Origin of the sequence: Streptomyces sp. NPDC048331 (genome assembly GCF_043201215.1) — a bacterium.
Lineage (GTDB): Bacteria > Actinomycetota > Actinomycetes > Streptomycetales > Streptomycetaceae > Streptomyces.
In genome coordinates, this window is record NZ_JBICYT010000013.1 from 130705 (window position 1) to 156977 (window position 26273).

The following is a 26273-nucleotide window of genomic DNA, read 5'->3' on the forward strand; positions in this document are numbered from 1 at the left end:
CCCGCGCCCCCCCCCCGGCCCCTGTCGCCCCGGCCGCCCACACTTAGCCCCCCCGGCGGGGGGGGGGCGCCCCCGCGCGGGGGCCCGCCGCGGGCCCCCGGGGGGGCCCCCAGCGCGTACGCGGGCGGGACCGGCGGCAGCGGTGCCGGGTGACGCAGTGGCCCCCGGCACCGTGGAAACGGTGCCGGGGGCCACTGGCGTACGGCCTCAGGGGCGGGCCGGGTCCTTCGCGGGGACCGGGTCCGGGGTCGGGGTCGTCGGGGTCGTCGGGGTGGTGGGTGTGGTCGGGGTGGTGGCCGGAGCGACGACCTTGAGCTCCAGGACGAAGGTCACCTTCTCCTTGGTGGTCAGGCGCACGAAGTAGGTGCCCGGGGCCACGTCCGTGGTGAACAGCTCCGGCAGGACGATCTTGCCGTCGGCGGCGGTCTTGGCCAGCAGCCGACCGAAGACCGGCTTCCCGGCCTCGTCCTTGAAGAACGGGGCCTTCGCCGTCTCCGGGTCCACCGGGACCCACGTGCCGTCGGCGCCCTTCACGACCAGGTCGGCGATGGCCTCGGTACCCGCGACGGGCTTCCCGGCGGCGGTGGCGAAGACCTCCACACCGGTGAAGCTCTTGCCGGCGACCGCCTCCGGCACCTTCGCGCCGTCCGCGCGGGACAGCTTGTCGGCGACCGTCACCGTGACCTTGCCGTCGAAGTTCACGGTGAACCCGCCCTGCGGGTCGTAGGCCGAGGCCCGCAGCGTGAAGGTGCCGGCCTTGGCGCCCGCCTTGAGCCCGGGCGCGGCGGCGATGCCGTCGGCGCCCGCCTTGACCACCAGGGAGTCCGCGGTCCCGAAGCGCGTGCCGCCGGTGGTGTCCTTCTCGACCGCGAAGACCACCTCCTGGTTGACGGCGGGCTTGCCGTCGCTCAGGAGCACCTTGACCCGGGGGACCTCCACGAAGGCGGCACCGGCCTCGGCCGTGAGGCCGGGACCGCCGAGGACCGTCAGCTCCGCCAGGCGCGGGGTGGTCGGCTTCGGCTGCTCCGGGGTCGGAGTCGGGGTCGGCGTCGGCGTCGGCGTCGGCTTGGGGGTCGGCGTCGGCGTCGGTGTCACCGGATTCGACGGGGTGACCGGCACCTGCGGGGTGGGCAGGGTGCCGGGCGGCTGCGTCGGGTAGTCCCCGACGGGCGGGTTCGGCACCTCGCCGACGCCGCCGGTCTGGTACTGGCGCATGAAGCCGAGCACGGTGTTCACGTACTCGCGGGAGTTGTTGTAGCTGAGGATCGCCTGGTCGAGCTTGGCCTCGTTCGACAGGTCGCGGTCTCCCGCGCACAGGTAGAGACCCGCGCCCAGGGCCGCGTCGTAGATGTTGTTCGGGTCCCGCTTGGCGTCGCCGTTGCCGTCGGCGCCCCACTTGGCCCAGGTCGAGGGGATGAACTGCATCGGGCCGACGGCCCGGTCGTACACCGCGTCCGCGTCCCACTCGCCCTTGTCCGTGTCCCGGATCTCGGCGAAGCCGTTGCCGTCGAGGCGGGGTCCGCGGATGGGCTTCTCGGTATAACCGTCCGCCTTCAGCCCGTAGCCCGAGGCGTGGACGGACTCCACCCGGCCGATGCCCGCGAGCAGCGCCCAGGGCAGCTTGCAGTTGGGGAGCGCGGCGGCCACCGACAGCTCGGCGCGGTGGTAGGCGTCGAGGGCGGTCGCGGGTATCCCGCTGGCGCCCTCCGGAGCCCCCACCCCGGTGGGCGGCGGGTCGGCGACGATGTCGGGCAGGTCCAGCCGGGCGTCACCGCGGTCGGCGGCCTGCGGACTGTCCGGAGTGGGCTCGGACTCTCCCGCGTCGGCGGTCGACGGGTTGCTCACGACCGCGGCGGTGGTCAGGCTGGCCGCGAGCGCGGCCGTGCACAGGACCTTGCGCGAGGTGTTGACGAGGTGGCGGTGAAGCGGCTTCACAGTGCGGCGATCCCCCCAAGGAGCCGTCAAATGTATACGGCTGGTCCAGCCGTGAATATCCACTGTCTATCAGGTATTCGCCGCCGACTCGCCGTCGCCTCCGGAGAAGTGACACACCATTCGTCTCGACTTCACCCGGGTCTCACGACCGATTGGACAGACGTCCGACCCACTCGCCCGAATCACCCCGGCGACAGTGGATTTCTACCATCTCCCGCCGGTCGGGAAGGCGGCCGAAGGCACTACGACAGCCGCCGATGATGTGACCCAGCTCACTCGGCAAAGTCCGGCCGGGTGCGATGAGTTCAGGGGAGCGCGGCGGTCTCCCTTCCGTACACACCGGACCGAGGCAGAGGAACGAACCCCATGCGCATCGTCATCACCGAGTTCATCAGCCTGGACGGGGTCGTGCAGGCCCCGGGCGGCCAGGGCGAGGACGACGACGGCGGCTTCGCCCACGGCGGCTGGTCGCACCCGTTCTTCGACCCGGAGGTGGTCGGCGGCTCCTTCAGCGAGGCGATGGAGAACGCCGAGGCCCTGCTGTTCGGGCGCCGCACGTGGCAGACGATGGCCGCGGCGTGGCCCGACCGGGCGGGCGACCCGTTCGCCGACCGGATGAACTCCGTCCCGAAGTACGTCGTCTCCCGGACGTTGGACGAGGCCGATCTGACGTGGCACAACACCACGCTCATCGCCGGCGACAAGGCCGTCGACCACCTCCGGGAGCTGCACGCGGCCGAGGGCGGCGACCTGGTGGTCATGGGCAGCCCCACCCTCGTACGCACCCTGTTGGGCGAGGGCCTGGTCGACGAACTCCGGCTGATGGTCATGCCGGTGCTGCTCGGCGGCGGTAAGTCGATCTTCCCGGCCGACGGCGGGCTGCGCACGCTCGAACTGGTCTCCACGGCGATCAGCCCGGCCGGTGTGCACGTGTGCACCTACCGCCCGATCGCCGAGAGCTGAGCCGCGCGGACGGCGGGGGCCGCGGCGGTCAGAAGATCAGCATGCCGATCTCGACCAGGATTCCGGCGACTGCCGCCGGCACGATCGCGATGACCAGGCCGGCCAGGGCGAGGAGGACATAGCCTTCGCCGTCCGCCACCCTGCCCTGGCGCGCGCAGGCGAACAGCCAGGCCGCCAGGACCAGGAAGGGCACCAGCAGCAGGCCGATGACGGTGCCGAAGCGGAACACGGCGCCGCCCGACAGTTCGTACGCCCTCCCCCGCGCCGTCCTGACCTCCACCCGGGTCCCGGGCCGGTAGTCGTCGGCGGCCGTGTCCAGCACCATGTCGCGGGGCGGCCCGTCCGACCGCCGGGGGGTGTACCGGCCGGTGCAGTCGGTACCGGTCGCATAGCCCTCTGCGTCGCTCGCCTCGTAGCACTCCTGGATGGACACGACCCCGTCGACGGGCCCGAACCCGAGCACCGCGGCCATCTGCGGCCCGGGCAGCAGCCACGTCAGCCACCCCGCGAGGCCGAGGACCACCACCGTCCCGACCCCGGCGACCCCCCGCCCCCACACGCGCGCACCACGCCCCACCACGCCCCGCCCCCCTCGGTCCCTCGGTGGCGCATACCCACGGGGAGGGGCGGCGACGCGGGGTGTCGGCGGAGGCCCGACGTCCGGTCACTCTCCGGCCACGCAGGACCGGGTCCCGGACGGCAGCCGCCCGTAGAGCAGGAAGTCGTTGATGTACTCCCGTACGCAGGGCGAGCTCGCGAATCCGGTGTGCCCGTCGCCCTTGTGGTCCACGATCACCGCCGAGCCGAGCCGTTCGGCCGTCTCCTCCGTCCATTCGTACGGCGTCGCCGGGTCGCCGCGGGTGCCGACCAGCAGCATCGGCGGCGCCCCGGGGTGGTCGATCTTCCGGATGTAGTCGGTGCCGGCGGGCCAGCCGTAGCACGCGAGCAAGGTCACCAGCTGCCGCGGCCCGAACACCTCGGAGACCTGGCGGAATTCGCCGTCCAGTTGCTCGAACTCCCGCTCCAGCGCGGCCGGGTCGGCCTTGTCGATCGACCGGTCCGGGTCATCGGCGCAGGACACGGCGGCGAGTGCGGCGGCGGCGTTGTCGGCGGGCACCGACCCGAAGCCGTCGCCCTGCGCCGCGTCCGGTGACTCCGGTGACGTCGGCGGGTCGGTCGGCGCGGGCGGTCCGGTCGGGTCCGTCGGGTCCGGCGACTCCTCCAGGCCGAGCAGCGCCAGCAGCCCGGCCGGGTCCTCCTCGGTCTCCGCCAGGGCCAGCGCCTTGGCGAGCATCGGCCAGGCCTGCGGTGAGTACAGGGCCTCGCCGATCGCGAGGGAGGCGGCGAAGCCGGTCACGTCCGTGCCGTCGCGGCCGACCAGCGGCTTCTGGTCGAGCCGCTCCACCAGGGCCGCCACCTTCTCCTTGGCGGTGCGGGTGTTCGTCCCGTAGACGCAGTCGATCTGGTGGGCGCACCAGGTCAGGAAGTTGTCCAGGGCCCGCTGCTGGGCGCGGGCCGAGGTGAGGGCCTGCTCGGTCATCGGTTCGGTGAGGGTGTCGATGCCGTCGAGGACCATACGGCCGGTGGTACGGGGGAACTGGGCGGCGTACACGGCCCCGAGCCGGGACCCGTAGGAGAAGCCGAGGTAGTTGAGCTTGTCGTCCCCGAGGACGCGGCGGATCACGTCCATGTCGCGGGCGACGTCGACGGTTCCGATGTGCGCGAGCACCGGGCCGGAGGCGCGTCGGCACTGGGCGACCGCTTCCCGCATGGCGGCGAGGATCGCGGCGGTGTCGGCGTTCGGGTCGATCTCGGGTTCCCGGGAGCCGGCGCAGGAGACGGGGTCGCTGTGGCCCACACCGCGGGGGTCGAAGCCGATGAGGTCGTAGCGTTCGCCGAGGTCGGCGAACGACTTGGGGTCGGCGGCGAGGCCGGCCATGCCCGAAGCGCCGGGGCCGCCGAAGTTGATCAGGAGCGAGCCGATGCGCCGGTCCGGGTCGGTGGCCGGGAGCCGGCCCAGGGCCACCTCGACCGTGCCCTTGCCCGGGGCGGCGTAGTCGAGCGGGACCTTGACGACGGCGCACCGCATCTCGGCGGGGACCGGTTTGTCGGGGCAGGCGCCCCAGTGGACGGGCTGGGTGTGGAACCGCGCCAGGGGGTCGGCGTCACCGCTGGGGGCGGGCGTCGGGCTCGCGGCGGGGCGCGGGGTGGGCGGCGGGGCGGCCCCCAGCGAGCCCAGGATCAGCACGCCGGCCGCTGCGCCGGCGGCTATGACCGTACGGAATCGGGAACGGTGCACTGCGCCCTCCTCGGGCGGCCCCCCGGACCCATCTGCCCACCATAGACCGGGGCCGCGGGGCCCGCCGGCCCGGTGGGCGCGGCCCCGGGCTCGCTCAGTCCTCCCGGGGCCCCCGGTACAGCTCCTGGATCCGGTCCGCGTAGTCCCGGGCGATCGCGCCCCGCCGGAGTTTCAGGGACGGGGTCAGGTGGCCGCGCGCCTCGGTGAAATCGGCGGCCAGGACGGTGAAGCGGCGGATCGACTCGGCCCGTGAGACCAGCCGGTTCGCCTCGTCCACCGCCCGCTGGAGGTCCGCCCGCAGTTCCTCGTCCCGTACGAGCTCGCGCATCGGCATGTTCTGCTTCTTGTGCATCTGGCGCCAGTGCTGCAGCCCGTCGGGTTCGAGGGTGATCAGCGCGGTGATGTACGGCCGGTTGTCGCCGACGACCATGCACTGGCCGACCAGCGGATGGGCCCGCAGCCAGTCCTCCAGCGGTGCCGGGGCCACGTTCTTGCCGCCGGAGGTGATGATCATCTCCTTCTTGCGGCCGGTGATGGTCAGGTATCCGTCGGCGTCGAGCTCGCCTATGTCGCCGGTGGCCAGCCAGGTCCCGTACGGGGCCGCCTGCGCGGCGTTCCAGTAGCCGGCGAAGACGTGGCCGCCGCTCAGCAGCACCTCCCCGTCGTCGGCGATCCGTACACCGGTGCCCGGCAGCGGCCAGCCGACGGTGCCGAGGCGGGGCCGCTGCGGTGGGGTCACGGTGCTGGCGCCGGTGGTCTCGGTCAGCCCGTAGCCCTCGAACACCTCGATGCCGGCGCCGGTGTAGAAGGCGGCGAGCCGTCGGCCCAGCGGTGATCCGCCGCTCAGGACGTACCGGACGCGGCCGCCGAGCGCGGCCCGGATGCGCCGGTAGACGAGCGGGTCGTAGACGGATCGGGCCAGGCGCAGCACGGGTCCGGGGGTCTTGTCCTCGGCGATCTCGGCGAAGCGCTGCGCGATGCGGGCGGCCCGGTCGAAGGAGGCGGCCCGGCCCATCTTCTCGGCGGTGGCGCGGGCGGTGTTGTAGACCTTCTCCAGTACGTAGGGGATGGCCAGGAGGAAGGTGGGTCGGAAGCCGGCGAGGTCGGCGAGGAGGTCCTCGGTACGGATGCTGGGCGCGTGTCCGAGCTTGACGCGGGCCCGCATGCAGCCGACGGCCACCATCCGCCCGAAGACGTGGCTGAGCGGCAGGAAGAGCAGGGTGGAGGCGGGGTCCTTGCTGACGGATCTGAAGACGGGGTGCAGCAGCTCCACCGCGTTGTCCACCTGGGCGAAGAAGTTCGCGTGGGTGATCACGCATCCCTTGGGCCGGCCGGTGGTGCCGGAGGTGTAGATGAGGGTGGCGACGGAGTCCGGTGTGCGGGCGGCCCGCCGGTGGTGCACCACCGCGTCGGGGATGCGTTCCCCGGCCTTGACCAGCCGGGCCAGCGCTCCGGTGTCGAATTCCCAGAGGTGGGTCAGCCAGGGCAGGTTGCCGCGTTCGCCGCTGATGAGCCGGGCCTGTGCGGTGTCCTCGACGGCGCAGGCCACGGCCCCGGAGTCCTGGATGATCCAGCGGGCCTGGAGGGCGGAGGAGGTGGGGTAGATCGGTACGGTGACCAGGCCGGCGGCCCAGCCGGCGAAGTCGAGCAGGGTCCACTCGTAGGTCGTACGGGCCATGATGGCGAGCCGGTCGCCCTCCCGGAGCCCTTCGGCGATCAGGCCCTTGGCCACGGCGAGCACCTCGGACGCGAACTGCGCGGCCGACACATCGTGCCAGACGCCGTCCCGGTCCTTGCGGGCGAGCACCGCTTCCGTCGGGGCCTCCCAGGCGTTCTGGAAGGGGATGTCCCCGAGGGATCCCCGGTCCGGGGGGCCCACCAGTGCGGGTACCCGGACCTCGCGGACCACTCCGTCGATCACGGTCTTGACGGGTTCGACCGGTTGTACGGCCCCGACCTGCCTCAGCTCGGCTCCCACGGCGCACTCTCCTTGGCTCGGTGCGAGGGTTACCGCCGGTAATTTACGTAGGGGTAACCCGCTCCGACCAGCCCTCGGAGCCGTTCTTCACGGACGCTCCACGCCACCGCCACCGCCCCACACGCCGGACGCGGCAGCCGTCCGCACATAGTCGGCGAAGTCCCGGGGCTCCCGGCCGAGCACCCGCTGCACGCCGTCGGCGAGGGTGGCGAAGCGGCCCTCGGCGATCCAGCCGTAGAGCAGGTTCAGCAGGCCGACGAACTCCTCCGGCACACCGTGGCCCCCGGCGTAGGCGGCGAACTCCTCGGGCGGGAGCGGACGGTAGGTGATGACCCGGCCGGTGGCCCGGGCGATCTCGTCGACCACGGAATCCAGGCTCAGCAGGCGCGGGCCGGACAGTTCGTAGGCCTGCCCGCCGTGCCCCTCCTCGGTGAGGGCGGCCACGGCGACCGCGGCGATGTCCTCGGCGTCGATGAACGGCTCGACGCCGTCACCGGCCGACATCACGACCTCGCCGCTCTGGACCTGCGCGTGGAGGAACGGGTCCTCGCTGAAGTTCTGGAAGAACCAGGACGGCTTGAGGATGGTCCAGCTCGCACCGGACTCGCGGACCGCGCGCTCGCAGGGGAGCTTCTCCTCGCCCTCAGGCACCACCCAGTCGCGGGCGGAGAGCAGCACCAGCCGCTCCACCCCGGAGGCCACGGCCAGCCGGGTGAACGAGCGCATCGACTCGGCGGCGTCGGGGAGTTGCGAATCGACCAGATAGGCCGCGCCGGCTCCCTCCACCACCTGCTCCCAGGTGTTCCGGTCGTTCCAGTCGAAGGTGACGGGCCCCTTGCGGGAGGCGCCCCGGACCTCGTGTCCGCGCCGGCGCAGCTGCGCGGCCACGCGGCTCCCGGTCCTCCCGGTGCTGCCCAGGACCAGGATCGGCTTGGTGGTCGTGTCGTTCGCCGTGCCGTTCCCCGTGTTGTTCGCCGTGTTGTTCTTCGTCGTCGTCATGTGACCAGTCAATCCGCCGCCGTCTGGACGCGACATGGTCGTCCCGCTCAGATACATGTCCCGGCGTCCAGGCTCCGGTCGGGCGGGCCGGGCGCGGGATCACCGGGGCGGGCGGCCCGAGGGCTGTCGGCGGTGGCAGGTAGCGTAGGGGCGGCGTAAAGACCACGTGCAGGCATGCGTCGGTGCGTTGCGACTGCCGGGCCGTTCGTTGCGTCTCACCCTCTGAGCAAGGAGCTCCACACGCATGTCCATACCACCGCAGCCTCCGTCGTCCCCCGGCCCGTACGGACAGCCCGGCCCGTACGGACCGCCGGGACAGCCCGTCCCCCCGCCGTACGGCGGCGCCCCGCAGGGCTGGTACCCCCCGCAGCCGCAGAAGACCAACACGCTGGCCATCGTCGGGTTCGTCATGGCGCTGGTCTGCGGAATCCCGCTGGTGCCCATCATCCTCGGCATCATCGCCCTCTCCCAGATCAAGGCCCGCGGCGAGAAGGGCAAGGGCCTGGCCATCTCGGCGATCGTCATCCACAGCCTGGTCATCGTCTTCTACGGGACCTTCGTGGTCCTCGGCCTCACCGGCGCGCTGGACGACGACACGACGAAGAAGCGCGACTCCGGCGGCACGGTCACCGGCCCGACCTCCAGCGGCGTGACCGAGATCCGCAAGGGCGACTGCTTCAACACGAACGACGACCTGGCCCAGTACAACGACGAGGACGGCACCCAGGCCGCCCGCTCGGTGCGCATCGTGCCCTGCGACCAGCCGCACAAGGGCGAGGCGTACGCGGTGTTCGACCTGGACGGCGGCACGTACCCGGGCACGGAGAAGGTCACCGCGGCCGCCGAGGAGAAGTGCAGCGGCACCGACCTCGCCTCGTACGTGGGCGACAACGCGAAGTCCTCGGAGAAGCTGGAGGTCTACTACTACTACCCGCAGGCCGCCAGCTGGCTCCTCGGCGACCGCGAGGTCACCTGCTTCGTGGGTGACCCCGCCGGCCCCACGACCGGATCGGTCCGCGCCACCGGCTCCTGACCCGAGCCGCCGCATCACCACCGCTCACCACAGGCCTCGCCCCGACAGGGGGCGGGGCCTGCGGCATGCGAGGAGGTACACCCAGGCCCGTCGCGGAACCGGACGGGCGGCTACCGCGTCTCGGGTCCATAGCGGGACTGCGAGGTTCCGTAGGCGGAAATCCCCGTATTAGCATGCACATGACCAGCTGATTCTGGCCATGTCCAGTTATCAACTATCCAGGGGATACATGTCGTTCGACGCGGAATGGGCCCAGCACAAGGCCGCCGCCCTCGCACAGCACTCACCCGTCATGCGCATCGACCACGCGCCCGCGGACGGCGGTGCGCCGGGAAGCCCCGCCGGCACCCTGGTGGCCGGCGCCACCTCCATCAACGGCAACGCCAACCTGCTGATCGAGATCGCCGCCCTCCTCCACGAGGGCCGGCCCGACGGCGACGCGAGCACGATGGCCCGCGCGCCGCGCGCCCATGGCGACGTCTCGGCCCAGGTCCTGCGCTTCGCACGGTTCGCCGACGACCAGTTCAAGGACACGATCGGCCTGTTCGCCGCCCTGGCCACCCGACTGAGGACGACCGGCACCCACTTCGCCCAGGTCGATGACGACACCGCCCGGTCCTTCCTCTCGGGCCTCCTCGAATCGGGCCGGTACGTGGAACCGGAGGCCAAGTGAGCGGGATCAGCCACCGCAAGGACGTCGAGTTCCTGGAGGAGTGCAACCCGGCCCTGGTGGAGCGCAACGCCGCCGAGTTCAAGCGCCTGCGCGATCTGCTCGTGCAGGTCGAGGAGCCCGCCCGACGCGCCGAGACCGGTACCCGGTGGCAGAGCGACGGGAGCCACACCTACACCGCGCGCCTGTCCGAGGCCCGGCAGCTCGTGCAGCACATCGCCGAGGGGTACGACAAGGCCGCGAGCGCCCTGCACGCGTACGCGGCGGCCCTGACGACCGCCAAGTCCCACTACGCGAACGGCAAGGGATCCGAACGCAAACTCGCCTCCCTGATCGCCACGAAGGGCACCGCCGTCACGCGCACGGCTCAGGAGGCGGAGCCCATGCGCCAGTGGGAGGACATGCGGGCGACGACCGGTTTCCTCGACGGTCTCGCCGAGCTCACGATGGACGTGGACGACATCCGCGACGAGGCGAACCGCCTCCACGACGAGGCGGGCGGCGACTTCCAGCTGGCGAAGAACGTCGAGCGGGAGGCGCGCGGCGTATGCGTCCACGCCCTGAAGCAGGCGTACGAACTGCTGCCCGAGTTCCGGCTGAAGGGCGGCGGGGGCGGGGTCGATCTCTACGCGGCCATGGCCGACATCCGCCGCGAGGCGGCCGAGGCCCGGACCGACCCGCTGACCCATCTGCCGGGCAGCGGCCCGAAGAAGGACATGACCGGCCCGGTGGGGCCGGACACCCCGGTCTCCCCGCAGCTCCGCGACATCCGGATGCGGGTCGCCGGGCTGCCGGACGCCGCCGACAACTACTGGGTCCCCCTGGTCACGGACGGCATGCACGCGGAGTGGATCTCCCAGAACAAGGAGGTCCTGCGGGCGGCGGCCAAGAACGCGGGCCTGCCGGAGGAGTTGGTCGCGGGCGTGGCCTGGCAGGAGATCGGCGGCTACCAGCCCGGCCTGCTGGACGACGTGACCGGCACGATCCGCGAACAGGCCGCGGCCCCCTGGGGCCTGAGCCCGGTCACCCCCGAGAACCTTCCGTGGCGCCTGGGCGGCAAGCTGGACGAGACCTCGTACGGACCGATCGCCATCCAGCTCCGGCGCGGCGCCGAAGTGCTCGGCTACGATCCGGCGAACCTCAGCGACCACCAGCGGACCCTGGTGGAGGAGGCGCTCCAGGACCCCAAGCAGAATGCGTTCATAGCGGCCGGTTTCCTGGCCCAGATCAAGGCGGAGAGCGGTCTCGCCGACGTGCCGGCCGATCAGATGACGGAGGCCCAGATGCGGGAGATCGCCGCCCGCTACAACGGAGGTCCCTACTGGGACCTTCCCAAGGCCCAGGGCTACGGTGACCGCTTCGTCGGGAACCTCGGCCAAGCGAAGGACGCAATGCGATGACGTACCCCCGCGAGAGCATCGACCTGCCCGAGGACCGGGGTTGCCTGCGGTGGGTGCTGGGTGTTCCGCTCGGGATCATCCACCTGCTGAACGCCGCCGCCGTGTTCGGGGCCCTGTTCGCCGGACCCCGGGGCGAGTGGGACGACCAGGGCTACGAGAACGTCGGCGCCCTGTGCCTGGTCTCCGTGTCCTTGAGCGTGCTGGGCCTGCTGATCACCGCCGTACCGAGCGTGCGCCGGGCCATGGGCCCGTGGTGGTTCGCCCCGCCCCTGCTCCTCGGACTGATCGCGTTCGTCCGCGGCGCGACGCTCGGATGAGGCGCGGATGAGGCGGACGAGGCTTCCCCGCGAGAGCATCGACCTGCCCGAGGACCGCGGCTGCCTGCAGTGGGTCCTCGGGATACCGCTCGCCCTCTCCTACGTCCCGGCACTGTTCACCTGCTGCACCGCCCTGTCGATGCGGCCGGACCCCGACGACGACGTGCTGCGCGGGGACGTCCGCTTCCTGGCCGGCTGCTCCCTGGTGCTGTGCCTCGTAGGGCTGTTGATCACCATCACCCCGTTGTTCCTGCGGACCATGGGCCGTTGGTGGTTCGCCCTGCCGTTCCTGCTGGCGACGGTCGCCTACGTCCGCGCGCAGACGGTCTGACGCCGCGGTCCGAGGAAACGCGAACGCCGCGGCCCCCGCCCGGTGGGGGGCGGGGGCCGCGGCGGACGCTCTGCGGAGCGGTGCGGGTCAGGCCGCGACCACGACCTGCTCGGCGGCCGGGGCGGGCTCGTCCAGCGGGGAGGCCGAGGCGGAGGCGTAGGCCTCCTTGTCCAGGATCCCCTCGCGGGCCGAGACGATGACCGGGACCAGGGCCTGGCCGGCCACGTTGGTGGCGGTGCGCATCATGTCCAGGATCGGGTCGATCGCCAGCAGCAGGCCGACGCCGGCGAGCGGCAGGCCCAGCGTGGACAGGGTCAGCGTCAGCATGACGGTGGCACCCGTCAGACCGGCCGTGGCGGCCGAGCCGATGACCGAGACGAAGACGATGAGCAGGTACTCCTTGATGCCGAGCTGCACGTCGAAGATCTGCGCGATGAAGATGGCGGCGAGGGCCGGGTAGATCGCGGCGCAGCCGTCCATCTTGGTGGTGGCGCCGAACGGGACGGCGAAGGAGGCGTACTCCTTCGGGACGCCGAGGCGCTCGGTGACCTTCTGGGTGACCGGCATGGTGCCGACCGAGGAGCGGGAGACGAAGGCCAACTGGATGGCGGGCCAGGCGCCCTTGAAGAACTGCAGCGGGCTGACCTTGGCGACCGTCGCGAGCAGCAGCGGGTAGACGCCGAACATCACGAGGGCGCAGCCGATGTAGACGTCGGCGGTGAAGGTCGCGTACTTGCCGATGAGGTCCCAGCCGTACGTGGCGATCGCGGTGCCGATGAGGCCGATGGTGCCGATCGGGGCGAGGCGGATGACCCACCACAGGGCCTTCTGGAGCAGCTCCAGGGCGGACTCGGCGAGGTCGAGGACCGGCTTGGCCTTGGCGCCCAGCTGGAGGGCGGCGATACCGGCGACGACGGCCAGGAAGACGATCTGGAGGACCTTCAGCTCGGTGAACGGCGTGACGATGTCCGTCGGCACGATCCCGGTGAGGAAGTCGATCCAGGAGCCGGTCTTCTTCGGGTCCTTGCCGTCGGCCGCGGTGAGGCCGGTGCCGGAACCGGGGTCGGTCAGCAGGCCGATGGCGATGCCGATGCCGACCGCGATCAGCGAGGTGATCATGAACCAGAGGAGGGTGCGGGAGGCGAGGCGCGCCGCGTTGTTCACCTTCCGCAGGTTGGTGATCGACACCAGGATCGCGAAGAAGACGAGCGGGGCGATGGCCAGCTTCAGCAGCTGGACGAAGATGTCGCCGGTCTTCTCCAGGGTGGTGCCGAGCCAGCTGATGTCCTGGCTGCGGGCTATCCAACCGAAGAGGACACCGAGGGCGAGACCGGCGACGATCTGGGCCCAGAAGGGGAACTTGAACGAGGCCTTGGCGGGGGCCTGGGGGGTCGCGGACACGGACACTCTCCGGAGGTGGCGCACGTAGACAGGGGGGAAGTACTGCGGTGGTGAAGCGGTGCGGCAGCAGCCAGAAGGGCCGGCCGGGACGGCTGCTGTATCGATTCAGCTCAACAGCAACAGGCCGCGGACGCGCGGCGGCAGAGGTCGACGTGCAGGCGCGTCACGAGCGGAACGCTCGTGATCATGGGGTGCGCAGCTGTGGTCAACATGTTGAACACGCTAACACTTCCCCTTTGAGAATCTCAAAGGGGTGCTTTGAGACAACGGCGCACGAGGCCCTCTTGCGCCGACCCGGAAACCACGACCGCCCCAGCGTTACGGGCGGTATACCCGATGCTGGGGCGGTTCGATGTGTGATGAACCCAACTATGGCGTTACGAGGTGACGCGCGCCGCGTCGTCCGCCTGGTCCTCCTGGCTGCGGTTCGCGGCGAGCTTCTCCTTCGCACCCGCGACGCGCCCGGAGATCTGCGTGGACATCTCGTCGCGCTGCTTGCGCAGCAGGACGAAGGAGAGGGGGGCGGAGATCACGATGGCGAGCAGGACGACCCAGGCGACATTGGCCTCCCCGAGCCCCGCGGGCACCCAGCCGAGCCGGACGAGGCCCGCGACGACGACGAGGCATCCGACGAAGATGCCCAGGCGCATCGCGGTGTAGCGGATCGTTGCGCTCGGCTTGAGGGACACGGTGACCCCTTCTCTCTCGTCGTGGTCGGCGGCTGGTGCCCGTCCAGTGAAGCACGCCGGGGACCCGCTCCCGCCCTCCGGGGTGCGGCGGCGGGCACGGCCGCACGTCAGTGCAGCGGCAGCAGCATCGTGATGTCGTCCCGGTCGTCGCCGGGGGCCACCCGGAGGGCGCCGGGGACGCGCCCGACCTCCTTGTAGCCGCAGGCGGCGTAGAAGTGCTCCAGGCCGAGACCGCCGCGACAGCCGAGGCGGATGGCGTCGATGCCGTCCAGCGTGCGGGCGGCGTCGGCGACGGCCTCCATCAACGCGCGGCCGGCGCCCCGGCCCTGGAGGTCGGGGTGGACCATGACCGTGTAGACCCAGATCCAGTGCCGCTGCAGCCGGTGCGAGTTGAACGCGAGGAACGCGGCCGCCCCGATCCGGCCGTCCCGGTCGCGCCCCACGACCAGGCGGTGCCGACCCTCGATCAGCGCCACGAGGTGCTTGATCAGCTCGGGCCGGATGTCGTCGCGGGTGACGGGCGGTACGAAGCCGATGGCTCCGCCGGCGTTGGAAGCGTCGGTCCACAGGTCGACGAGGCCCTCGCGCAGGGCGGGGTCGACGTTCGGATCAAAGGTGAAAGTAAGGGGCACCCGCGCAGATTATCTATTACTCATGCGCGGGGCAACGACACCGGGGACGCCGGAAGCCCCGGTCCACCGGGGACCGGGGCTTCCGGCTGCTCGAACCGGGATCGGCGCGTCAGACGCGCATCGCCTGCGGGGTCTCGCGCAGGTTCGCGTCCGGACCGGGGTACTCGCGGATGATCTCGTAGCGCGTGTTGCGCTCGACCGGGCGGAAGCCGGCTTCCCGGATCAGCTCCAGCAGGTCGTCACGGCCCAGCTTGTTAGGGGTGCCGTAGTTGTCCGCGTCATGCGTGATCTTGTACTCGACGACCGAGCCGTCCATGTCGTCCGCGCCGTGCTGCAGCGCGAGCTGGGCGGTCTGCACGCCGTGCATCACCCAGAAGACCTTGACGTGCGGCACGTTGTCGAAGAGCAGTCGCGAGACGGCGAAGGTCTTCAGCGCCTCGGCGCCGGTCGCCATCGTCGTACGCGCCTGGAGCTTGTTGCGTACCTTGCCGTCCTGCATGTCCACGAAGTCGTGCTGGTAGCGCAGCGGGATGAAGACCTGGAAACCGCCGGTCTCGTCCTGGAGCTCGCGCAGCCGCAGCACGTGGTCCACGCGGTGGCGCGGCTCCTCGATGTGCCCGTACAGCATGGTCGAGGGGGTCTTCAGACCCTTCTCGTGCGCGAGCCGGTGGATGCGCGACCAGTCCTCCCAGTGGGTGCGGTGGTCGACGATGTGCTGGCGGACCTCCCAGTCGAAGATCTCCGCGCCGCCACCGGTGAGCGACTCCAGGCCGGCCTCGATCAGCTCGTCGAGGATGTCGGAGGCCGACATCCCCGAGATCGTCTCGAAGTGGTGGATCTCGGTCGCCGTGAACGCCTTCAGCGAGACGTTCGGCAGCGCCTTCTTGAGCTCGGAGAGCGAGCGCGGGTAGTAGCGCCACGGCAGGTTCGGGTGCAGACCGTTGACGATGTGCAGCTCGGTGAGGTTGTCGTTCTCCATGGCCTTGGCCAGGCGCACGGCCTCCTCGATGCGCATCGTGTACGCGTCCTTCTCGCCCGGCTTGCGCTGGAACGAGCAGTACGCGCACGAGGCGGTGCACACGTTCGTCATGTTGAGGTGCCGGTTGACGTTGAAGTGGACGACGTCACCGTTCTTGCGCGTGCGCACCTCATGGGCGAGGCCACCGAGCCAGGCCAGGTCGTCCGACTCGTAGAGGGCGATGCCGTCCTCACGGGTCAGCCGCTCGCCGGAGCGGACCTTCTCCTCCAGCTCACGCTTGAGCCCAGCGTCCATGTACCGGTCGCCTCCTCTAGATGCCTCTGTCTGCCTGTCCTGCAAACCCTGCCCAACCGTACTCTCAGGCTTCCTCGGGCAGCTCCCCGACCCGGTTCTCCCACTTGGTGGAGAGCACGATGGTGGTACGGGTGCGCGAGACGCCCTTGGTTCCGGAGAGCCTACGGATGATCTTCTCCAGGCCGTCCACGTCGTTGGCGCGCACCTTCAGCATGAAGGAGTCGTCGCCGGCGATGAACCAGCAGTCCTCGATCTCGTTGAGGTCGCGCAGCCGCCGGGCCACGTCCTCGTGGTCCGCGGCGTCGGACATGGAGAGCCCGATCAGCGCCGTGACGCCGAGGCCGAGCGAACGCGAGTCCACCGTCGCGCGGTAGCCGGTGATGACCCCGGCCGTCTCCAGTCGGTTGATGCGGTCGGTGACGCTGGGGCCGGAGAGGCCCACGAGACGGCCCAGCTCCGCGTACGAGGCACGACCGTTCTCCCGGAGTGCCTGGATGAGCTGCCTGTCCACCGTGTCCATTACGTGGAGCCTTCCATTATTCGGCGATCCTGCAAGTCTAGGTATAGAATCTAAGGCACACAGGGTCAACACCCTGTGAAATCTTTCAGCTGATCAATGACGATCTTCAGGAGTGGTTCACCGTGCTCACGATCGAGATGGCCTACGCACACATGCGGGAGCTCCAGGAGCTGGCCAACCGATCCCGCGCCCACCAGCCCGCCGCGGCCCACCGCGTCGACAAGGCCCGCAAGCCCCTCGGCCGTAAGAAGAAGGCCTAGTCACCGGCGCTTGCCTCCCGGGGGGTACGGGAGCCTCCCAGCTCCCCCTCCCACCGGCGGTACAGCTGGTGCGGCACCCCTGCCGCGTCCAGCACCCGCCCCGCGACGAAGTCCACCAGATCCTGGATGTGCGTCGCACCCGTATAGAACGCCGGAGAGGCGGGCAACACGATCGCGCCCGCCTCGTCCAGCGCCACCAGATGCCGCAGCGTCTGCCCGTTCAGCGGGGTCTCCCGCACCGCGACCACCAGCCGGCGCCGCTCCTTGAGCGTCACGCTCGCCACGCGCTGGAGCAGGTCCTTCGACAGTCCGAGCGCCACCCCCGCCACACAGGCCGTGGACGCCGGGACGACGAGCATCCCCTTGACCGGGTACGAACCCGAACTCGGACCCGCCGCCAGGTCACCCGCACCCCAGTACCGGACGTCCTCCAGCTCGGGGCGCGCGAAGGTCTCGGGCTTCCCGTCGGCCCCACGCCCCAGCCACTCCGCCAGGTCCTCGCGCCAGTGCGCGTCACGGAAGGCGATCCCGGTCTCGTCCAGCAGGGTGAGGCGCGAGGCGCGGCTCACCACCAGGTCGACACTCTCCCCCGCGGCCAGCAGCCCGCGGAGCACCGCCGCCGCGTACGGCGTCCCGGATGCCCCGGAAACCCCGACCACCCACGGGGTGCGCTTGCGCTCAGTCATACCTCCGAGACTATCCGGCCACCGCCGATGGGCACTCAGTAAGGTGTCGGGACGTTCCCAGGACGGGACGCGGCGAGGGGGAGAAGATGAGCACGACGGTGGACGCCGATTGGACCCAGCTGGACCGGGCCAAGGCCGCCGGGAAGCTGATGGCCGGCTGGGTGGCCCTGTTGTGGCTCATCGAGCTGGTGGACCTGGCCACCGGCCACGCCCTGGACGGGTACGGGATCATCGCCCGTGAGCCGGACGGGCTCACCGGGATACCGCTCGCGCCCTTCCTCCACTTCGGCTTCGACCATCTGGCGTCGAACACCGTCCCGCTGCTGGTCCTCGGCTTCGTCGCCGCCCTCAGCGGCATCCGCCGCTTCCTCGCCGTCTGCGTCGCCGTCACGGTGGTGGACGGCCTCGGCGTCTGGCTGGTCTCGCCCTCCTACAGCATCACGGCGGGCGCCTCGGGCCTGATCTTCGGCCTCTTCGGCTACCTGCTGGTCCGCGGCTTCGTGGAACGGCGGCCGTCGGGCGTGGTGGTGGCGGTGGTGATCGCCGCCCTCTGGGGCAGCACGATCCTCCTCGGCATCCTGCCGACGGACTCGGGCGTCAGCTGGGAGGGCCACCTCTTCGGCCTCCTGGCGGGCGCGGCGGCGGCCTTCGCCTTCCCGCGCCGGGCGTAGGCCTCCCTGTCCCTGCACTCGATGGTCGGCCGCACGGTGGTCAGAAGGTCAGACCCCGCACGGCCAGATCGGCCAGAGCGCACACGAACAGGGCGATGCCGATGAAGCCGTTGACCGTGAAGAAGGCGCGGTTCAGGCGGGACAGGTCGTGCGGCTTCACGATCGTGTGCTCGTAGAGGAAGGCGGCGACGACGATCGCCAGGCCGATCCAGAACGGCACGCCCGTGTCCGTGGCCAGCGCGTACCAGACCAGCAGGGCCGTGGTCACGACGTGCGCACCGCGCGCGCCCCACAGGGCGGCCGGGACACCGAAGCGGGCCGGGACCGACTTGACGCCCTCCGCCCGGTCGGCGGCCACGTCCTGGCAGCCGAAGATCAGGTCGAAGCCGCCGATCCACACGCCCACCGCCAGGCCCAGGATCACCGCGTCCCAGGACCACTCGCCGGTGACCGCGAGCCAGGCCCCGACCGGGCCCATGGCCTGGGCCAGGCCCAGGATGGCGTGCGGGAAGTTCGTGAACCGCTTTCCGTACGGGTAGACCACCATCGGGATCACGGCGACCGGCGCGAGCGCCAGGCACAGCGGGTTCAGCAGTGCCGCCGAGCCGAGGAAGACGAGGAGCGCGATGCCGGCGCCGGTCCAGGCCGCGCGGACCGACACCGCGCCGGTGACCAGCTCACGGCCGGCCGTGCGCGGGTTACGGGCGTCGATCTCGCGGTCGATGATCCGGTTGGCGGCCATGGCGAAGGTCCGCAGCCCCACCATGCAGATGGTGACGAGCAGCAGGACGCCCCAGTGGATGCGCCGGTCGAGCTGGAACATGGCGGTGAAGGCCGCGATGTAGGCGAAGGGCAGCGCGAAGACCGAGTGCTCGATCAGCACGAGTCTCAGGAACGCCTTGACCTTCCCTACCTGTGGCGCCGGGCCGGGCCCGACGACGTCTTCGGCGGTGGTCATCATGCGAAGCTCCGGCGGAAGGAGGCGACCTCGTCGCGGAGTTCCGCGACGGGCAAGGTGCCCAGTTCGAGGTCCAGCGGGCCGCCCTCCCCCGCCGGTACGTCCCCGCCGGCCGGCGGGACGACCCGGGCGGTCAGGGCGACGCGGTCGTCGCCGGCGGAGTCGACGGTGACGGTCAGGGCGCCGTCGGACAGCTCCAGTTCGGCGCCGCCGCCGGTGCCGGCACCGGACAGGGCCGCCAGCAGCTCCTCGGTGAAGACCGCCACGTCCCCGTCGGACAGTTCCGGCAGCTCGAAGGTGCGGCCCTCGCCGTCCTGGCGGTCCGCCATCAGCTGCCAGACGTCGGACGGGCCGGCGAACTCCTCCGGGGTGACGCCCGCCTGCTCGGCGGCCGACCGCAGCCCGGGGTCGTTCACGTCGAGCTCCGGACGCACCAGGGCCACGCACGGCGTGCCGTCGCCGAGGAACAGGGCGGGGCCGCCCACCACGATCGGGCTCACAGGCCGTATTCCTTCCAACGTCGTGTCACGCGTTCGGCGGTCGCCGGGTCGGACTCGACCATGTCCGGCCAGCCCCCGTCGCGGGTGTAGCCCTCCTCGGGCAGCTTCTTCGTCGCGTCGATGCCCGCCTTGCCGCCCCAGAACTGCTGGTACGAGGCGTGGTCGAGGTGGTCCACCGGGCCTTCGACGACGGTGAGGTCGCGGGAGTAGTCGGTGTTGCCCAGCGCCCGCCAGGAGACCTCGTGCAGGTCGTGGACGTCGCAGTCCTTGTCCACCACGATGATCAGCTTGGTCAGCGACATCATGTGCGCGCCCCAGATGGCGTGCATGACCTTCTGGGCGTGCTTCGGGTACTTCTTGTCGATCGAGACGATCGCGCAGTTGTGGAAGCCGCCCGATTCCGGGAGGTGGTAGTCCACGATGTCCGGGACGATGATCTTGAGCAGAGGCAGGAAGAACCGCTCCGTCGCGCGGCCGAGCGGGCCGTCCTCGGTGGGCGGCCTGCCGACGACGATCGACTGGATGAGCGGACGCCTGCGCATCGTCACGCAGTCGATCTTCAGGGCCGGGAAGGGTTCCTGCGGGGTGTAGAAGCCGGTGTGGTCGCCGAAGGGACCCTCCGGGAGCATCTCGCCGGGCTCCAGCCAGCCTTCGATCACGACTTCGGCGTTGGCCGGGACCTGGAGCGGGACCGTCTTGCAGTCGACCATCTCGATCCGCTTGCCCGAGACGAAGCCGGCGAAGAGGTACTCGTCGATGTCGCCCGGCAGCGGCGCGGTGGACGCGTACGTCACTGCGGGCGGGCAGCCGAAGGCGATCGCGACCGGCAGCCGCTCGCCCTTCGCCGCGGCGACGGCGTAGTGGTTGCGGCTGTCCTTGTGGATCTGCCAGTGCATGCCGATGGTGCGCTTGTCGTGCCGCTGGAGCCGGTAGAGGCCCAGGTTGCGCACGCCGGTCTCGGGGTGCTTGGTGTGGGTCAGGCCGAGGTTGAAGAAGTCGCCGCCGTCCTTGGGCCAGGTGAAGAGGGCCGGAAGTTGGTCGAGGTCCACGTCGTCGCCGGTGAGGACGACCTCCTGGACGGGCGCGGAGTCGCCCTTCACCTTCTTCGGCGGCACGTGCACCATCGAGCCGAGCTTGCCGAAGGCCTCGCGGACCCCGATGAAGCCCTGCGGGAGCTCCGGCTTCAGCAGGCCGCCGATCTTCTCGCTGATCTCGCCGTAGGACTTGAGGCCCAGGGCCTTCAGGAGGCGGCGGTCGGTGCCGAAGACGTTCATGGCCAGCGGCATCGCCGAGCCGCGGACGTTCTCGAAGAGGAGCGCCGGGCCCCCCGCCTTGTTCACTCTGTCGACGATCTCCCCGACCTCCAGGTACGGGTCGACTTCGACCTTGATGCGCTTGAGGTCGCCCTCCCGCTCCAGAGCCCGGAGCAGCGAGCGGAGATCGTCGTAAGCCATAGGGGTCAGTATCCGTCACCAACTACCCTGGAGGCGTCACCGGGGCCCTGACGCGGGCCCCCCGTCACTGACTGGGAGTCGGTCCCACACCGTGCTGCGCTATCTGCCGTTCCTGCTGATCCTCGCGCTGACCATCTACGCCTTCATCGACTGCCTGAACACGCCGGAGGCGGAGGTCAAGCACCTCCCCAAGGTGGTCTGGGTGATCATCATCCTGCTCTTCTCCATCGTGGGGCCGGTCGTGTGGCTGTTCGCGGGCAAGGACGGGGTGGCGTCGGGCGGTGGCGGTGGCGGCCGGGGGCGCCGGGCGCAGTGGGTGGCGCCCGACGACAACCCGGAGTTCCTGAAGTCTCTGCGCGAGGAGCAGGAGAAGAAGGACAAGGACGAGAACACGGACAAGGACAAGGACTAGATCCGGGTCCGGGCCGGTCCGGGTCCGTCCGGCCGCCACGCCCGGATCGCTACCGGGCCCACGGCAGTACGCGGGTGCCCTCCTCCCCGGGGACCGTGACCACGCCGTCCGCGCGCATCACGACGTAGGCCTCGAAGGTCTCGGCGGAGTGGATGCGGCGCGGTACGTCCGGCGGCAGGACGAGGGTCCGGCCGGCGGTGATCTTCTCGGTGCGACCTTCCGAGGTGACCTCCAGGGCGCCGGCGGTCAGGATCCACACCTGCTCGCGGCTGACGGAGTGTTCGGGGCCGGTGCTGCCGGCGGACATCGCCACGTGCCAGCTGCTCAGTTCGGAGCTGCCGCGGCTGGGGGCGGCGAAGCCGGTCATGGTGGCGTTGGGGGTGACGGTGACGTTCTCGGGGGCAGGGCTGATCACGTGCAAGGCGGGACCTCGTCTTCCGATGACATGCGAGTAAAGCTCCTTTACTTCGAGTGAGTAAAGCAGCTTGACCCAGCCGTGTCACCATATTTGCGTGAAGAGAAACGAGAACGAGGGCGTCGAGCTGCTGTTCCTGCTCGGGCTGGGCTTCCAGGCGCTGCTGGGGGAGTTCACCCGGCGCGTCGCCGAGGCCGGCTATCCGGACCTGCGGCCGGTGCACGGCATGGCCTTCCAGGCCCTCCAGGCCGCCGGTGCCACCGCCACCGAGCTCGCCGAGCGGCTCGGGGTGACCAAACAGGCCGCCGGACAGATCGTCGACGACCTGGAGAAGCGCGGCTACGTCCGCCGCGAGCCGCATCCCGAGGGCGGCCGTCGCAAGCTGGTGGTCCTGACCCCGGCGGCCCGGCAGCACCTCGCCGTCGCGGGCCGGATCCTGCACGAGCTGGAGGCCGAACTGGGCCGCGGCACCGATCTCACCGCCCTGCGCGCAGGGCTCGGGGAGGTCGTGCGCACCTTCCACGGGGAGGGACCGTTGCCGCCGCTGCGGCCGGTGTGGTGAGCAAAACTATTGAACACGTTCAATAACGCTGGCATGCTGATCACATGCCTAAGAACAGCAGGCGCCGGACCGGTCGCACGGTCCTGCGCGATCTGCTCACGTACGGGATCGCCGCCACTGCCCTGCTCACCCTGACCGGCTGCGGTGCGCCGGCGCACGTGAGCCGGGGCCCCGTCCAGGACGCCCGTCCCTCACAGATCTCCGGCACCTGGCGGTACGCCGAGGGGGCCGAGGTCGTCTTCCGGGCCGACGGTACGGCCGAGGTCACCATGCTCGACGGGCAGGAGGCGGACTACGACCGCGACTGGCGCATCTCCGGCCCCGCCACCTGGGAGCTGACCTCCGACCAACCGGCCGGCCGGACCCCTGGTCAGCACGTCCGGCTCTACCTGCCCGAGCGCGACGGCGCCATGTGGCGTTCCACCGTCGAGGCCTGGGACGGTACGCAGAGGGAGGCGGCACCCCCGCCCGAGGCCTACACCTGGATGTTCGAGCTGCGGCGCGACGAGCGCGACCGGTTGGAGCTGTACTTCTACGTGGGGCGCTGGAGCGAGAACGTCACCTACGTCCTGGAGAAGGAGGCGTAGGCCTCGCGCAGTGCCGTCCGGCGGATGTCCGTCCAGGCGGACCAGTCGGCCGGTCGGCCGGCCAGGGCGGAGTCCAGCAGCTCGAAGTGCTCGTGCCAGCCCGCCAGGCGGTCCAGGCGCTCCGTCTCCGGACCGCGCCGTTCGTTCACGAAGCGGATCACGGTCGAATCGGTCCCGACGGGCTCCAGGTGGAAGCGGATCCGCCCGTGTTCGGTGACCGTGTACTCGGCGACCCGCTCCACGTCCCAGGCGGTGACCCGCCCGGTCGCCACGGCCGTGGTGTTCAGCCACCGCAGCGTGATCGCCCCACCGAGCCGGCGCTCCAGGACGTCGGCGGCGGCCAGCCAGCCGCGCAGCCCGTCCGGCGTGGTCAGGGCGGGCCACACGGCCGCGTAGGCGTGCGGCAGGTGCAGTTCGAAGCGGAGCAGCCAGTGGTTCTCGCCGCGCCGCTCGCCGGTGGCATGGCTCACGAGAGACATGCCACCAGCGTCGCACTCCCGCCGGTCAGACGCCCGCGTACGAGTGCTTGCCACTGAGCAGGATGTTCACGCCGTAGTAGTTCCAGATCCAGCAGGCGAAGGCGAAGAGCGCGAGGTACGCGGCCTTGCGGCCCTTCCAGCCGGCGGTGGCACGGGCGTGCAGGTAGCAGGCGTAGGCCACCCAGGTGACGAAGGACCAGACCTCCTTGGGGTCCCAGCCCCAGTAGCGGCCCCAGGCGTCGCCGGCCCAGATCGCGCCCGCGATGATCGTGAAGGTCCACAGCGGGAAGACGGCCGCGTTGATGCGGTACGAGAACTTGTCGAGGGAGGCCGCCGAGGGCAGCCGCTCCAGGACCGAGCTGCGGAACTTCCCCGGGGTGCGGCCCGCCTCCAGCTGGCTCTCGTAGGAGTCGCGGAAGAGGTAGAGGACCGCGCCCGCGGCACCGATGTAGAAGACGGCGCCGCAGAAGATCGCGGTGGAGACGTGGATCCACAGCCAGTACGAGTGCAGGGCCGGGACCAGCTGGTCGCTGTCGGTGTAGAGCCAGGTGACGGCGATGCCGAGGTCCAGCAGGACCGTGGTGACCAGGATCAGGCCGAGCCAGCGGACGTTCTTCTTCAGGGCGAGCAGCACCAGGTACGCGCCCACGGCCACCGTGGAGAAGGTGATCGAGAACTCGTACATGTTGCCCCAGGGGGCCCGCTGCACCGACAGGGCGCGGGCGACCACCCCGGCCGCCTCGACGAGGAAGGCGAGCGCGGTCAGCGAGACCGCGATCCGCCCGTACAGGTCGCCCTGCACGGTGCCGCCGGCGGCGCCGGGGCCGTCCGGGACGTCGCGGGTGCCGGCCGCCGAGCGGGTGGTGACCTTGGGCTGGTCGAGGACCGCGGTGGCCCCGCCCTTGCCGCGGACCTGCACGGCGGGGGCGGTCACGGCGGCTCCGGCCGCCGCGGCCCCCTTGGCGCCGGTCAGCGCGGCGGCCGTCCGGCCCACCTTGCTGCGGCTGCCGAAGGTCCACTCGGCGATGTGCGCGAAGAAGGCGAGCGTGTAGACCGCCATCGACGAATAGATCAGGTAGTTGCTGATCTCAGCCAGGTTCTCGTTGGCTGCGGCTGCGAGCGGCGTCATCCGCGCTCTCCTTCGGGGGTTTCTTCAACAGGATCAGACGCACTGGGCGCCTGCTGGTGCAGCCGGGCGGCGAGTTCCGCCAGCTCCTGCGGGAGCTTGGTGGACTCACTGCGGCCCAGGCCCGCCATCTCGACGACGGTCACGCCGTCCTCGCCGGTCACCGCGCGGACCCAGATCCGGCGGCGCTGGATGAACAGCGATCCGGCCAGGCCCGCGATGGCGGCGATCGCACCCGCGAGGGCGAGGCCGCTGCCGGGCTGGTGGGTGACGGAGAAGGTGGCCCACCGCTCGATGCCCTCGAACTTCACGGTGCCCGCCCCGTTCGGCAGGGTCATCGTGTCGCCGGGCGCCAGCTTCTGCTTGAACTGCTGACCCGACTCGTCCTTGAAGGGCTCCATCTTGGTGGTGGTGAGCCGGTAGACGTTCTGCGGCAGGCCCGAGTCCACGCCGAGGCTGCCGTGCCAGGCGTTGAGCATGAGCTGCGGGTTCAGGAGGGCGGGGAACTGGGAGAACATCGTGCCCATGCCCTCGCCGGCGAAGCTGGGCACGAAGACGGCGTTGAAGCCGAGCTGCTCCTTCTTGCCGTCCTTGTCCTTGTAGCCGTCGGTGACCTTGACGGCTCCGGTGGAGGTGAGGTTGGCGTCCTGCGGGAGCACCGGCACGGCGTCCTTGAAGATCACCTTGCCGGTGGGGTCGGTCACCGAGACGATCGGCGCGTAGCCGTGGCCGAGCAGGTAGACCTTGGAGCCGTCCACCTCCAGGGGCTTGTTGACCTGGATCTCCCGCTTCTGCGGGGTGCCGTGGGCGCCGTCCGAGAAGGTGACGTACGCCTTGAAGTCGCGCGGGGTGCCCCGCTGCGGGCCGGTCATCTCGTACGTCGCGTCGAACCGGTCCAGCGTGAAGCTGAACGGCGGCAGGTCGTCCGGGTCGAAGAGCGTGCCCGGCTTGAAGTCGTCGTACTGGGTGAGCGTGTTCGAGAAGCCCGTACCGCGCAGGACCAGCTTGCCGCCCTCGGACTTGAAGTACTGGCCCCAGGCGAAGGCCACCAGCATCACGATCAGCGAGACGTGGAAGATCAGGTTCCCGGCTTCGCGGAGGTAGCCCTTCTCCGCCGCCACGTGGCCCTGGCCGGCCTCGGTGCGGAAGCGGCTGCCGCGCAGCACGGTGCGCGCGTGCGCGAGGACCTCGTCCGGGGTCTTCTCGGTGCGCCAGGTGGTGTGGGCGGGCAGCCTGTCGAGGCGTCGGGGGGCGGCCGGCGGGCGGCCGCGGAGCTGGCCGACGAACTGCCAGGAGCGCGGCACGATGCAGCCGATGAGCGAGATGAACAGCAGCAGGTAGATCGCGGAGAACCACACCGAGCTGTAGACGTCGAAGAGCTGGAGCTTGTCGGCGACGCCCACCCAGGAGGAGTGCTCCCGCTTCCAGTCGACGACCTTCAGGGCGTCGACGTTGTTCTGCGGGACGAGGGAGCCCGGGATGGCGCCCAGGGACAGCAGGAAGAGCAGGATCAGCGCCACCCGCATGGAGGTGAGCTGTCGCCAGAACCAACGGGCCCAGCCGATCACGCCGATGCCGACGGCCGGCCCCGTGGGGCTGTCGTCCAGCGGGGCGGTGGAGAGCTGGGCACCGGCGGCGGCGTCGGCGGAATCGGCCGCCGCGGACGCGGGCGAGGCCTCGTCGGGCGTCTCGGTGGTCGCTTTGTCTGTCGTACTCATGTGCC

The 26273-nt window shown here is 70.8% G+C and carries 29 protein-coding genes; 11 read left to right on the forward strand and 18 right to left on the reverse strand.

All coding sequences use genetic code 11. The features are described 5' to 3' along the window. Window positions 1-207 precede the first annotated feature (207 nt). Window positions 208-1935: a lytic transglycosylase domain-containing protein gene (locus ACGFYY_RS20475; RefSeq protein WP_393711069.1), complete on the reverse strand. Its 1728-nt coding sequence runs from the start codon at window positions 1933-1935 to the stop codon at window positions 208-210. 366 nt (window positions 1936-2301) lie between these two features. Between ACGFYY_RS20475 and ACGFYY_RS20480 the strand changes: the two genes are divergently transcribed. Beyond that, on the forward strand, window positions 2302-2898 hold the full coding sequence (locus tag ACGFYY_RS20480; RefSeq protein ID WP_393711072.1) for a dihydrofolate reductase family protein: 597 nt from the start codon (window positions 2302-2304) through the stop codon (window positions 2896-2898). 28 nt (window positions 2899-2926) lie between these two features. Here the strand turns inward: ACGFYY_RS20480 and ACGFYY_RS20485 are convergent, their stop codons facing one another. The 4 genes from ACGFYY_RS20485 to ACGFYY_RS20500 form a co-directional block, all read right to left on the reverse strand. Further along, window positions 2927-3457: a hypothetical protein gene (locus ACGFYY_RS20485; protein WP_393711074.1), complete on the reverse strand. Its 531-nt coding sequence runs from the start codon at window positions 3455-3457 to the stop codon at window positions 2927-2929. 105 nt (window positions 3458-3562) lie between these two features. After that, complete coding sequence (locus tag ACGFYY_RS20490; RefSeq protein ID WP_393711076.1) at window positions 3563-5197, reverse strand: alpha/beta hydrolase; 1635 nt, start codon at window positions 5195-5197, stop codon at window positions 3563-3565. A gap of 94 nt (window positions 5198-5291) precedes the next feature. Continuing rightward, window positions 5292-7163, reverse strand: a complete 1872-nt coding sequence (locus ACGFYY_RS20495; RefSeq protein ID WP_393711194.1) for an AMP-dependent synthetase/ligase — start codon at window positions 7161-7163, stop codon at window positions 5292-5294. Window positions 7164-7262: 99 nt separating this feature from the next. Next, a complete protein-coding gene (locus ACGFYY_RS20500) occupies window positions 7263-8174 on the reverse strand; it encodes an NAD(P)H-binding protein (protein WP_393711078.1) in 912 nt (303 codons plus the stop codon). Window positions 8175-8418: 244 nt separating this feature from the next. Here ACGFYY_RS20500 and ACGFYY_RS20505 point away from each other — a divergent pair, with 244 nt between their 5' ends. From ACGFYY_RS20505 to ACGFYY_RS20525, 5 genes are all read left to right on the forward strand, one after another. Beyond that, window positions 8419-9207, forward strand: a complete 789-nt coding sequence (locus ACGFYY_RS20505; protein ID WP_365267691.1) for a septum formation family protein — start codon at window positions 8419-8421, stop codon at window positions 9205-9207. A gap of 229 nt (window positions 9208-9436) precedes the next feature. After that, entirely contained in the window at window positions 9437-9880 is a 444-nt protein-coding gene (locus ACGFYY_RS20510) for a hypothetical protein (protein WP_393711080.1), read from the forward strand. Continuing rightward, complete coding sequence (locus tag ACGFYY_RS20515) at window positions 9877-11277, forward strand: hypothetical protein (protein WP_393711082.1); 1401 nt, start codon at window positions 9877-9879, stop codon at window positions 11275-11277. The genes ACGFYY_RS20510 and ACGFYY_RS20515 overlap by 4 nt, the downstream gene beginning before the upstream one ends. Continuing rightward, window positions 11274-11594, forward strand: a complete 321-nt coding sequence (locus ACGFYY_RS20520; RefSeq protein ID WP_393711084.1) for a hypothetical protein — start codon at window positions 11274-11276, stop codon at window positions 11592-11594. The genes ACGFYY_RS20515 and ACGFYY_RS20520 overlap by 4 nt, the downstream gene beginning before the upstream one ends. Before the next feature lie 7 nt (window positions 11595-11601). Next, entirely contained in the window at window positions 11602-11925 is a 324-nt protein-coding gene (locus ACGFYY_RS20525) for a hypothetical protein (protein WP_393711086.1), read from the forward strand. A gap of 87 nt (window positions 11926-12012) precedes the next feature. Here ACGFYY_RS20525 and ACGFYY_RS20530 read toward each other — a convergent pair whose 3' ends face one another. The 5 genes from ACGFYY_RS20530 to ACGFYY_RS20550 form a co-directional block, all read right to left on the reverse strand. Further along, window positions 12013-13332: a dicarboxylate/amino acid:cation symporter gene (locus tag ACGFYY_RS20530; protein WP_030757993.1), complete on the reverse strand. Its 1320-nt coding sequence runs from the start codon at window positions 13330-13332 to the stop codon at window positions 12013-12015. Window positions 13333-13703: 371 nt separating this feature from the next. After that, the gene (locus tag ACGFYY_RS20535; RefSeq protein ID WP_393711196.1) at window positions 13704-13976 is read right to left on the reverse strand and encodes a DUF4229 domain-containing protein; all 273 of its coding nucleotides are present in this window, start codon (window positions 13974-13976) and stop codon (window positions 13704-13706) included. Between the two features lie 146 nt (window positions 13977-14122). Continuing rightward, entirely contained in the window at window positions 14123-14647 is a 525-nt protein-coding gene (locus ACGFYY_RS20540) for a GNAT family N-acetyltransferase (protein ID WP_393711089.1), read from the reverse strand. Between the two features lie 109 nt (window positions 14648-14756). Continuing rightward, window positions 14757-15920, reverse strand: a complete 1164-nt coding sequence (gene mqnE, locus ACGFYY_RS20545; protein ID WP_150258694.1) for an aminofutalosine synthase MqnE — start codon at window positions 15918-15920, stop codon at window positions 14757-14759. 64 nt (window positions 15921-15984) lie between these two features. Continuing rightward, window positions 15985-16440, reverse strand: a complete 456-nt coding sequence (locus ACGFYY_RS20550; RefSeq protein WP_030710106.1) for an Lrp/AsnC family transcriptional regulator — start codon at window positions 16438-16440, stop codon at window positions 15985-15987. A gap of 122 nt (window positions 16441-16562) precedes the next feature. Between ACGFYY_RS20550 and ACGFYY_RS20555 the strand changes: the two genes are divergently transcribed. Then, window positions 16563-16700, forward strand: a complete 138-nt coding sequence (locus tag ACGFYY_RS20555) for a hypothetical protein (RefSeq protein ID WP_167745572.1) — start codon at window positions 16563-16565, stop codon at window positions 16698-16700. Here ACGFYY_RS20555 and ACGFYY_RS20560 read toward each other — a convergent pair. Further along, a complete protein-coding gene (locus tag ACGFYY_RS20560) occupies window positions 16697-17386 on the reverse strand; it encodes a UbiX family flavin prenyltransferase (protein WP_365267676.1) in 690 nt (229 codons plus the stop codon). The genes ACGFYY_RS20555 and ACGFYY_RS20560 overlap by 4 nt on opposite strands. Before the next feature lie 86 nt (window positions 17387-17472). On the opposite strand from ACGFYY_RS20560, the gene ACGFYY_RS20565 reads away from it, so the two are divergent. Next, the gene (locus ACGFYY_RS20565) at window positions 17473-18057 is read left to right on the forward strand and encodes a rhomboid family intramembrane serine protease (protein WP_393711093.1); all 585 of its coding nucleotides are present in this window, start codon (window positions 17473-17475) and stop codon (window positions 18055-18057) included. A gap of 40 nt (window positions 18058-18097) precedes the next feature. Here the strand turns inward: ACGFYY_RS20565 and mqnP are convergent, their stop codons facing one another. Genes mqnP through ACGFYY_RS20580 form a run of 3 tightly spaced genes read right to left on the reverse strand, consistent with a single transcriptional unit; the run spans window position 18098 to window position 20969 of the window. Beyond that, the gene (gene mqnP / locus ACGFYY_RS20570) at window positions 18098-19018 is read right to left on the reverse strand and encodes a menaquinone biosynthesis prenyltransferase MqnP (RefSeq protein ID WP_393711095.1); all 921 of its coding nucleotides are present in this window, start codon (window positions 19016-19018) and stop codon (window positions 18098-18100) included. After that, window positions 19015-19515 (reverse strand): hypothetical protein, encoded by a 501-nt coding sequence (locus ACGFYY_RS20575; protein WP_393711097.1) that lies wholly within the window; start codon window positions 19513-19515, stop codon window positions 19015-19017. Before ACGFYY_RS20575 ends, mqnP begins: the two co-directional genes overlap by 4 nt. Further along, a complete protein-coding gene (locus tag ACGFYY_RS20580) occupies window positions 19512-20969 on the reverse strand; it encodes a menaquinone biosynthesis decarboxylase (RefSeq protein ID WP_365267671.1) in 1458 nt (485 codons plus the stop codon). The genes ACGFYY_RS20575 and ACGFYY_RS20580 overlap by 4 nt, the downstream gene beginning before the upstream one ends. 91 nt (window positions 20970-21060) lie before the next feature. Here ACGFYY_RS20580 and ACGFYY_RS20585 point away from each other — a divergent pair, with 91 nt between their 5' ends. Next, the gene (locus tag ACGFYY_RS20585; protein ID WP_393711100.1) at window positions 21061-21381 is read left to right on the forward strand and encodes a PLD nuclease N-terminal domain-containing protein; all 321 of its coding nucleotides are present in this window, start codon (window positions 21061-21063) and stop codon (window positions 21379-21381) included. Between the two features lie 49 nt (window positions 21382-21430). Here the strand turns inward: ACGFYY_RS20585 and ACGFYY_RS20590 are convergent, their stop codons facing one another. After that, the gene (locus tag ACGFYY_RS20590) at window positions 21431-21796 is read right to left on the reverse strand and encodes a cupin domain-containing protein (protein WP_393711102.1); all 366 of its coding nucleotides are present in this window, start codon (window positions 21794-21796) and stop codon (window positions 21431-21433) included. A 97-nt stretch (window positions 21797-21893) separates the two neighbouring features. On the opposite strand from ACGFYY_RS20590, the gene ACGFYY_RS20595 reads away from it, so the two are divergent. Both ACGFYY_RS20595 and ACGFYY_RS20600 read left to right on the forward strand, forming a co-directional pair. After that, on the forward strand, window positions 21894-22358 hold the full coding sequence (locus ACGFYY_RS20595) for a MarR family winged helix-turn-helix transcriptional regulator (protein WP_393711104.1): 465 nt from the start codon (window positions 21894-21896) through the stop codon (window positions 22356-22358). A 44-nt stretch (window positions 22359-22402) separates the two neighbouring features. Beyond that, window positions 22403-22945, forward strand: a complete 543-nt coding sequence (locus ACGFYY_RS20600) for a hypothetical protein (protein WP_393711106.1) — start codon at window positions 22403-22405, stop codon at window positions 22943-22945. Here ACGFYY_RS20600 and ACGFYY_RS20605 read toward each other — a convergent pair. From ACGFYY_RS20605 to ACGFYY_RS20615, 3 genes are read right to left on the reverse strand one after another with little or no spacing between them, the layout of a single operon-like run. Next, window positions 22921-23424: an SRPBCC domain-containing protein gene (locus ACGFYY_RS20605; protein WP_393711108.1), complete on the reverse strand. Its 504-nt coding sequence runs from the start codon at window positions 23422-23424 to the stop codon at window positions 22921-22923. The genes ACGFYY_RS20600 and ACGFYY_RS20605 overlap by 25 nt on opposite strands. 25 nt (window positions 23425-23449) lie before the next feature. Then, entirely contained in the window at window positions 23450-24553 is a 1104-nt protein-coding gene (ccsB, locus tag ACGFYY_RS20610; protein ID WP_393711110.1) for a c-type cytochrome biogenesis protein CcsB, read from the reverse strand. Further along, the gene (locus tag ACGFYY_RS20615) at window positions 24550-26268 is read right to left on the reverse strand and encodes a cytochrome c biogenesis protein ResB (protein ID WP_365267659.1); all 1719 of its coding nucleotides are present in this window, start codon (window positions 26266-26268) and stop codon (window positions 24550-24552) included. Before ACGFYY_RS20615 ends, ccsB begins: the two co-directional genes overlap by 4 nt. Window positions 26269-26273 lie beyond the last annotated feature (5 nt).

Bases quoted from the DNA above. Each gene is read 5' to 3' on its own strand.
- ACGFYY_RS20615 (WP_365267659.1), bottom strand. From the start codon at position 26,268: ATGAGTACGACAGACAAAGCGACCACCGAGACGCCCGACGAGGCCTCG.
- ACGFYY_RS20600 (WP_393711106.1), top strand. From the start codon at position 22,403: ATGCCTAAGAACAGCAGGCGCCGGACCGGTCGCACGGTCCTGCGCGAT.
- ACGFYY_RS20505 (WP_365267691.1), top strand. From the start codon at position 8,419: ATGTCCATACCACCGCAGCCTCCGTCGTCCCCCGGCCCGTACGGACAG.
- ACGFYY_RS20580 (WP_365267671.1), bottom strand. From the start codon at position 20,969: ATGGCTTACGACGATCTCCGCTCGCTGCTCCGGGCTCTGGAGCGGGAG.
- ACGFYY_RS20535 (WP_393711196.1), bottom strand. From the start codon at position 13,976: ATGCGCCTGGGCATCTTCGTCGGATGCCTCGTCGTCGTCGCGGGCCTC.
- ACGFYY_RS20480 (WP_393711072.1), top strand. From the start codon at position 2,302: ATGCGCATCGTCATCACCGAGTTCATCAGCCTGGACGGGGTCGTGCAG.
- ACGFYY_RS20500 (WP_393711078.1), bottom strand. From the start codon at position 8,174: ATGACGACGACGAAGAACAACACGGCGAACAACACGGGGAACGGCACG.
- ccsB (WP_393711110.1), bottom strand. From the start codon at position 24,553: ATGACGCCGCTCGCAGCCGCAGCCAACGAGAACCTGGCTGAGATCAGC.
- mqnP (WP_393711095.1), bottom strand. From the start codon at position 19,018: ATGATGACCACCGCCGAAGACGTCGTCGGGCCCGGCCCGGCGCCACAG.
- ACGFYY_RS20525 (WP_393711086.1), top strand. From the start codon at position 11,602: ATGAGGCGGACGAGGCTTCCCCGCGAGAGCATCGACCTGCCCGAGGAC.
- ACGFYY_RS20560 (WP_365267676.1), bottom strand. From the start codon at position 17,386: ATGACTGAGCGCAAGCGCACCCCGTGGGTGGTCGGGGTTTCCGGGGCA.
- ACGFYY_RS20605 (WP_393711108.1), bottom strand. From the start codon at position 23,424: ATGTCTCTCGTGAGCCATGCCACCGGCGAGCGGCGCGGCGAGAACCAC.
- ACGFYY_RS20520 (WP_393711084.1), top strand. From the start codon at position 11,274: ATGACGTACCCCCGCGAGAGCATCGACCTGCCCGAGGACCGGGGTTGC.
- ACGFYY_RS20510 (WP_393711080.1), top strand. From the start codon at position 9,437: ATGTCGTTCGACGCGGAATGGGCCCAGCACAAGGCCGCCGCCCTCGCA.
- mqnE (WP_150258694.1), bottom strand. From the start codon at position 15,920: ATGGACGCTGGGCTCAAGCGTGAGCTGGAGGAGAAGGTCCGCTCCGGC.
- ACGFYY_RS20565 (WP_393711093.1), top strand. From the start codon at position 17,473: ATGAGCACGACGGTGGACGCCGATTGGACCCAGCTGGACCGGGCCAAG.
- ACGFYY_RS20550 (WP_030710106.1), bottom strand. From the start codon at position 16,440: ATGGACACGGTGGACAGGCAGCTCATCCAGGCACTCCGGGAGAACGGT.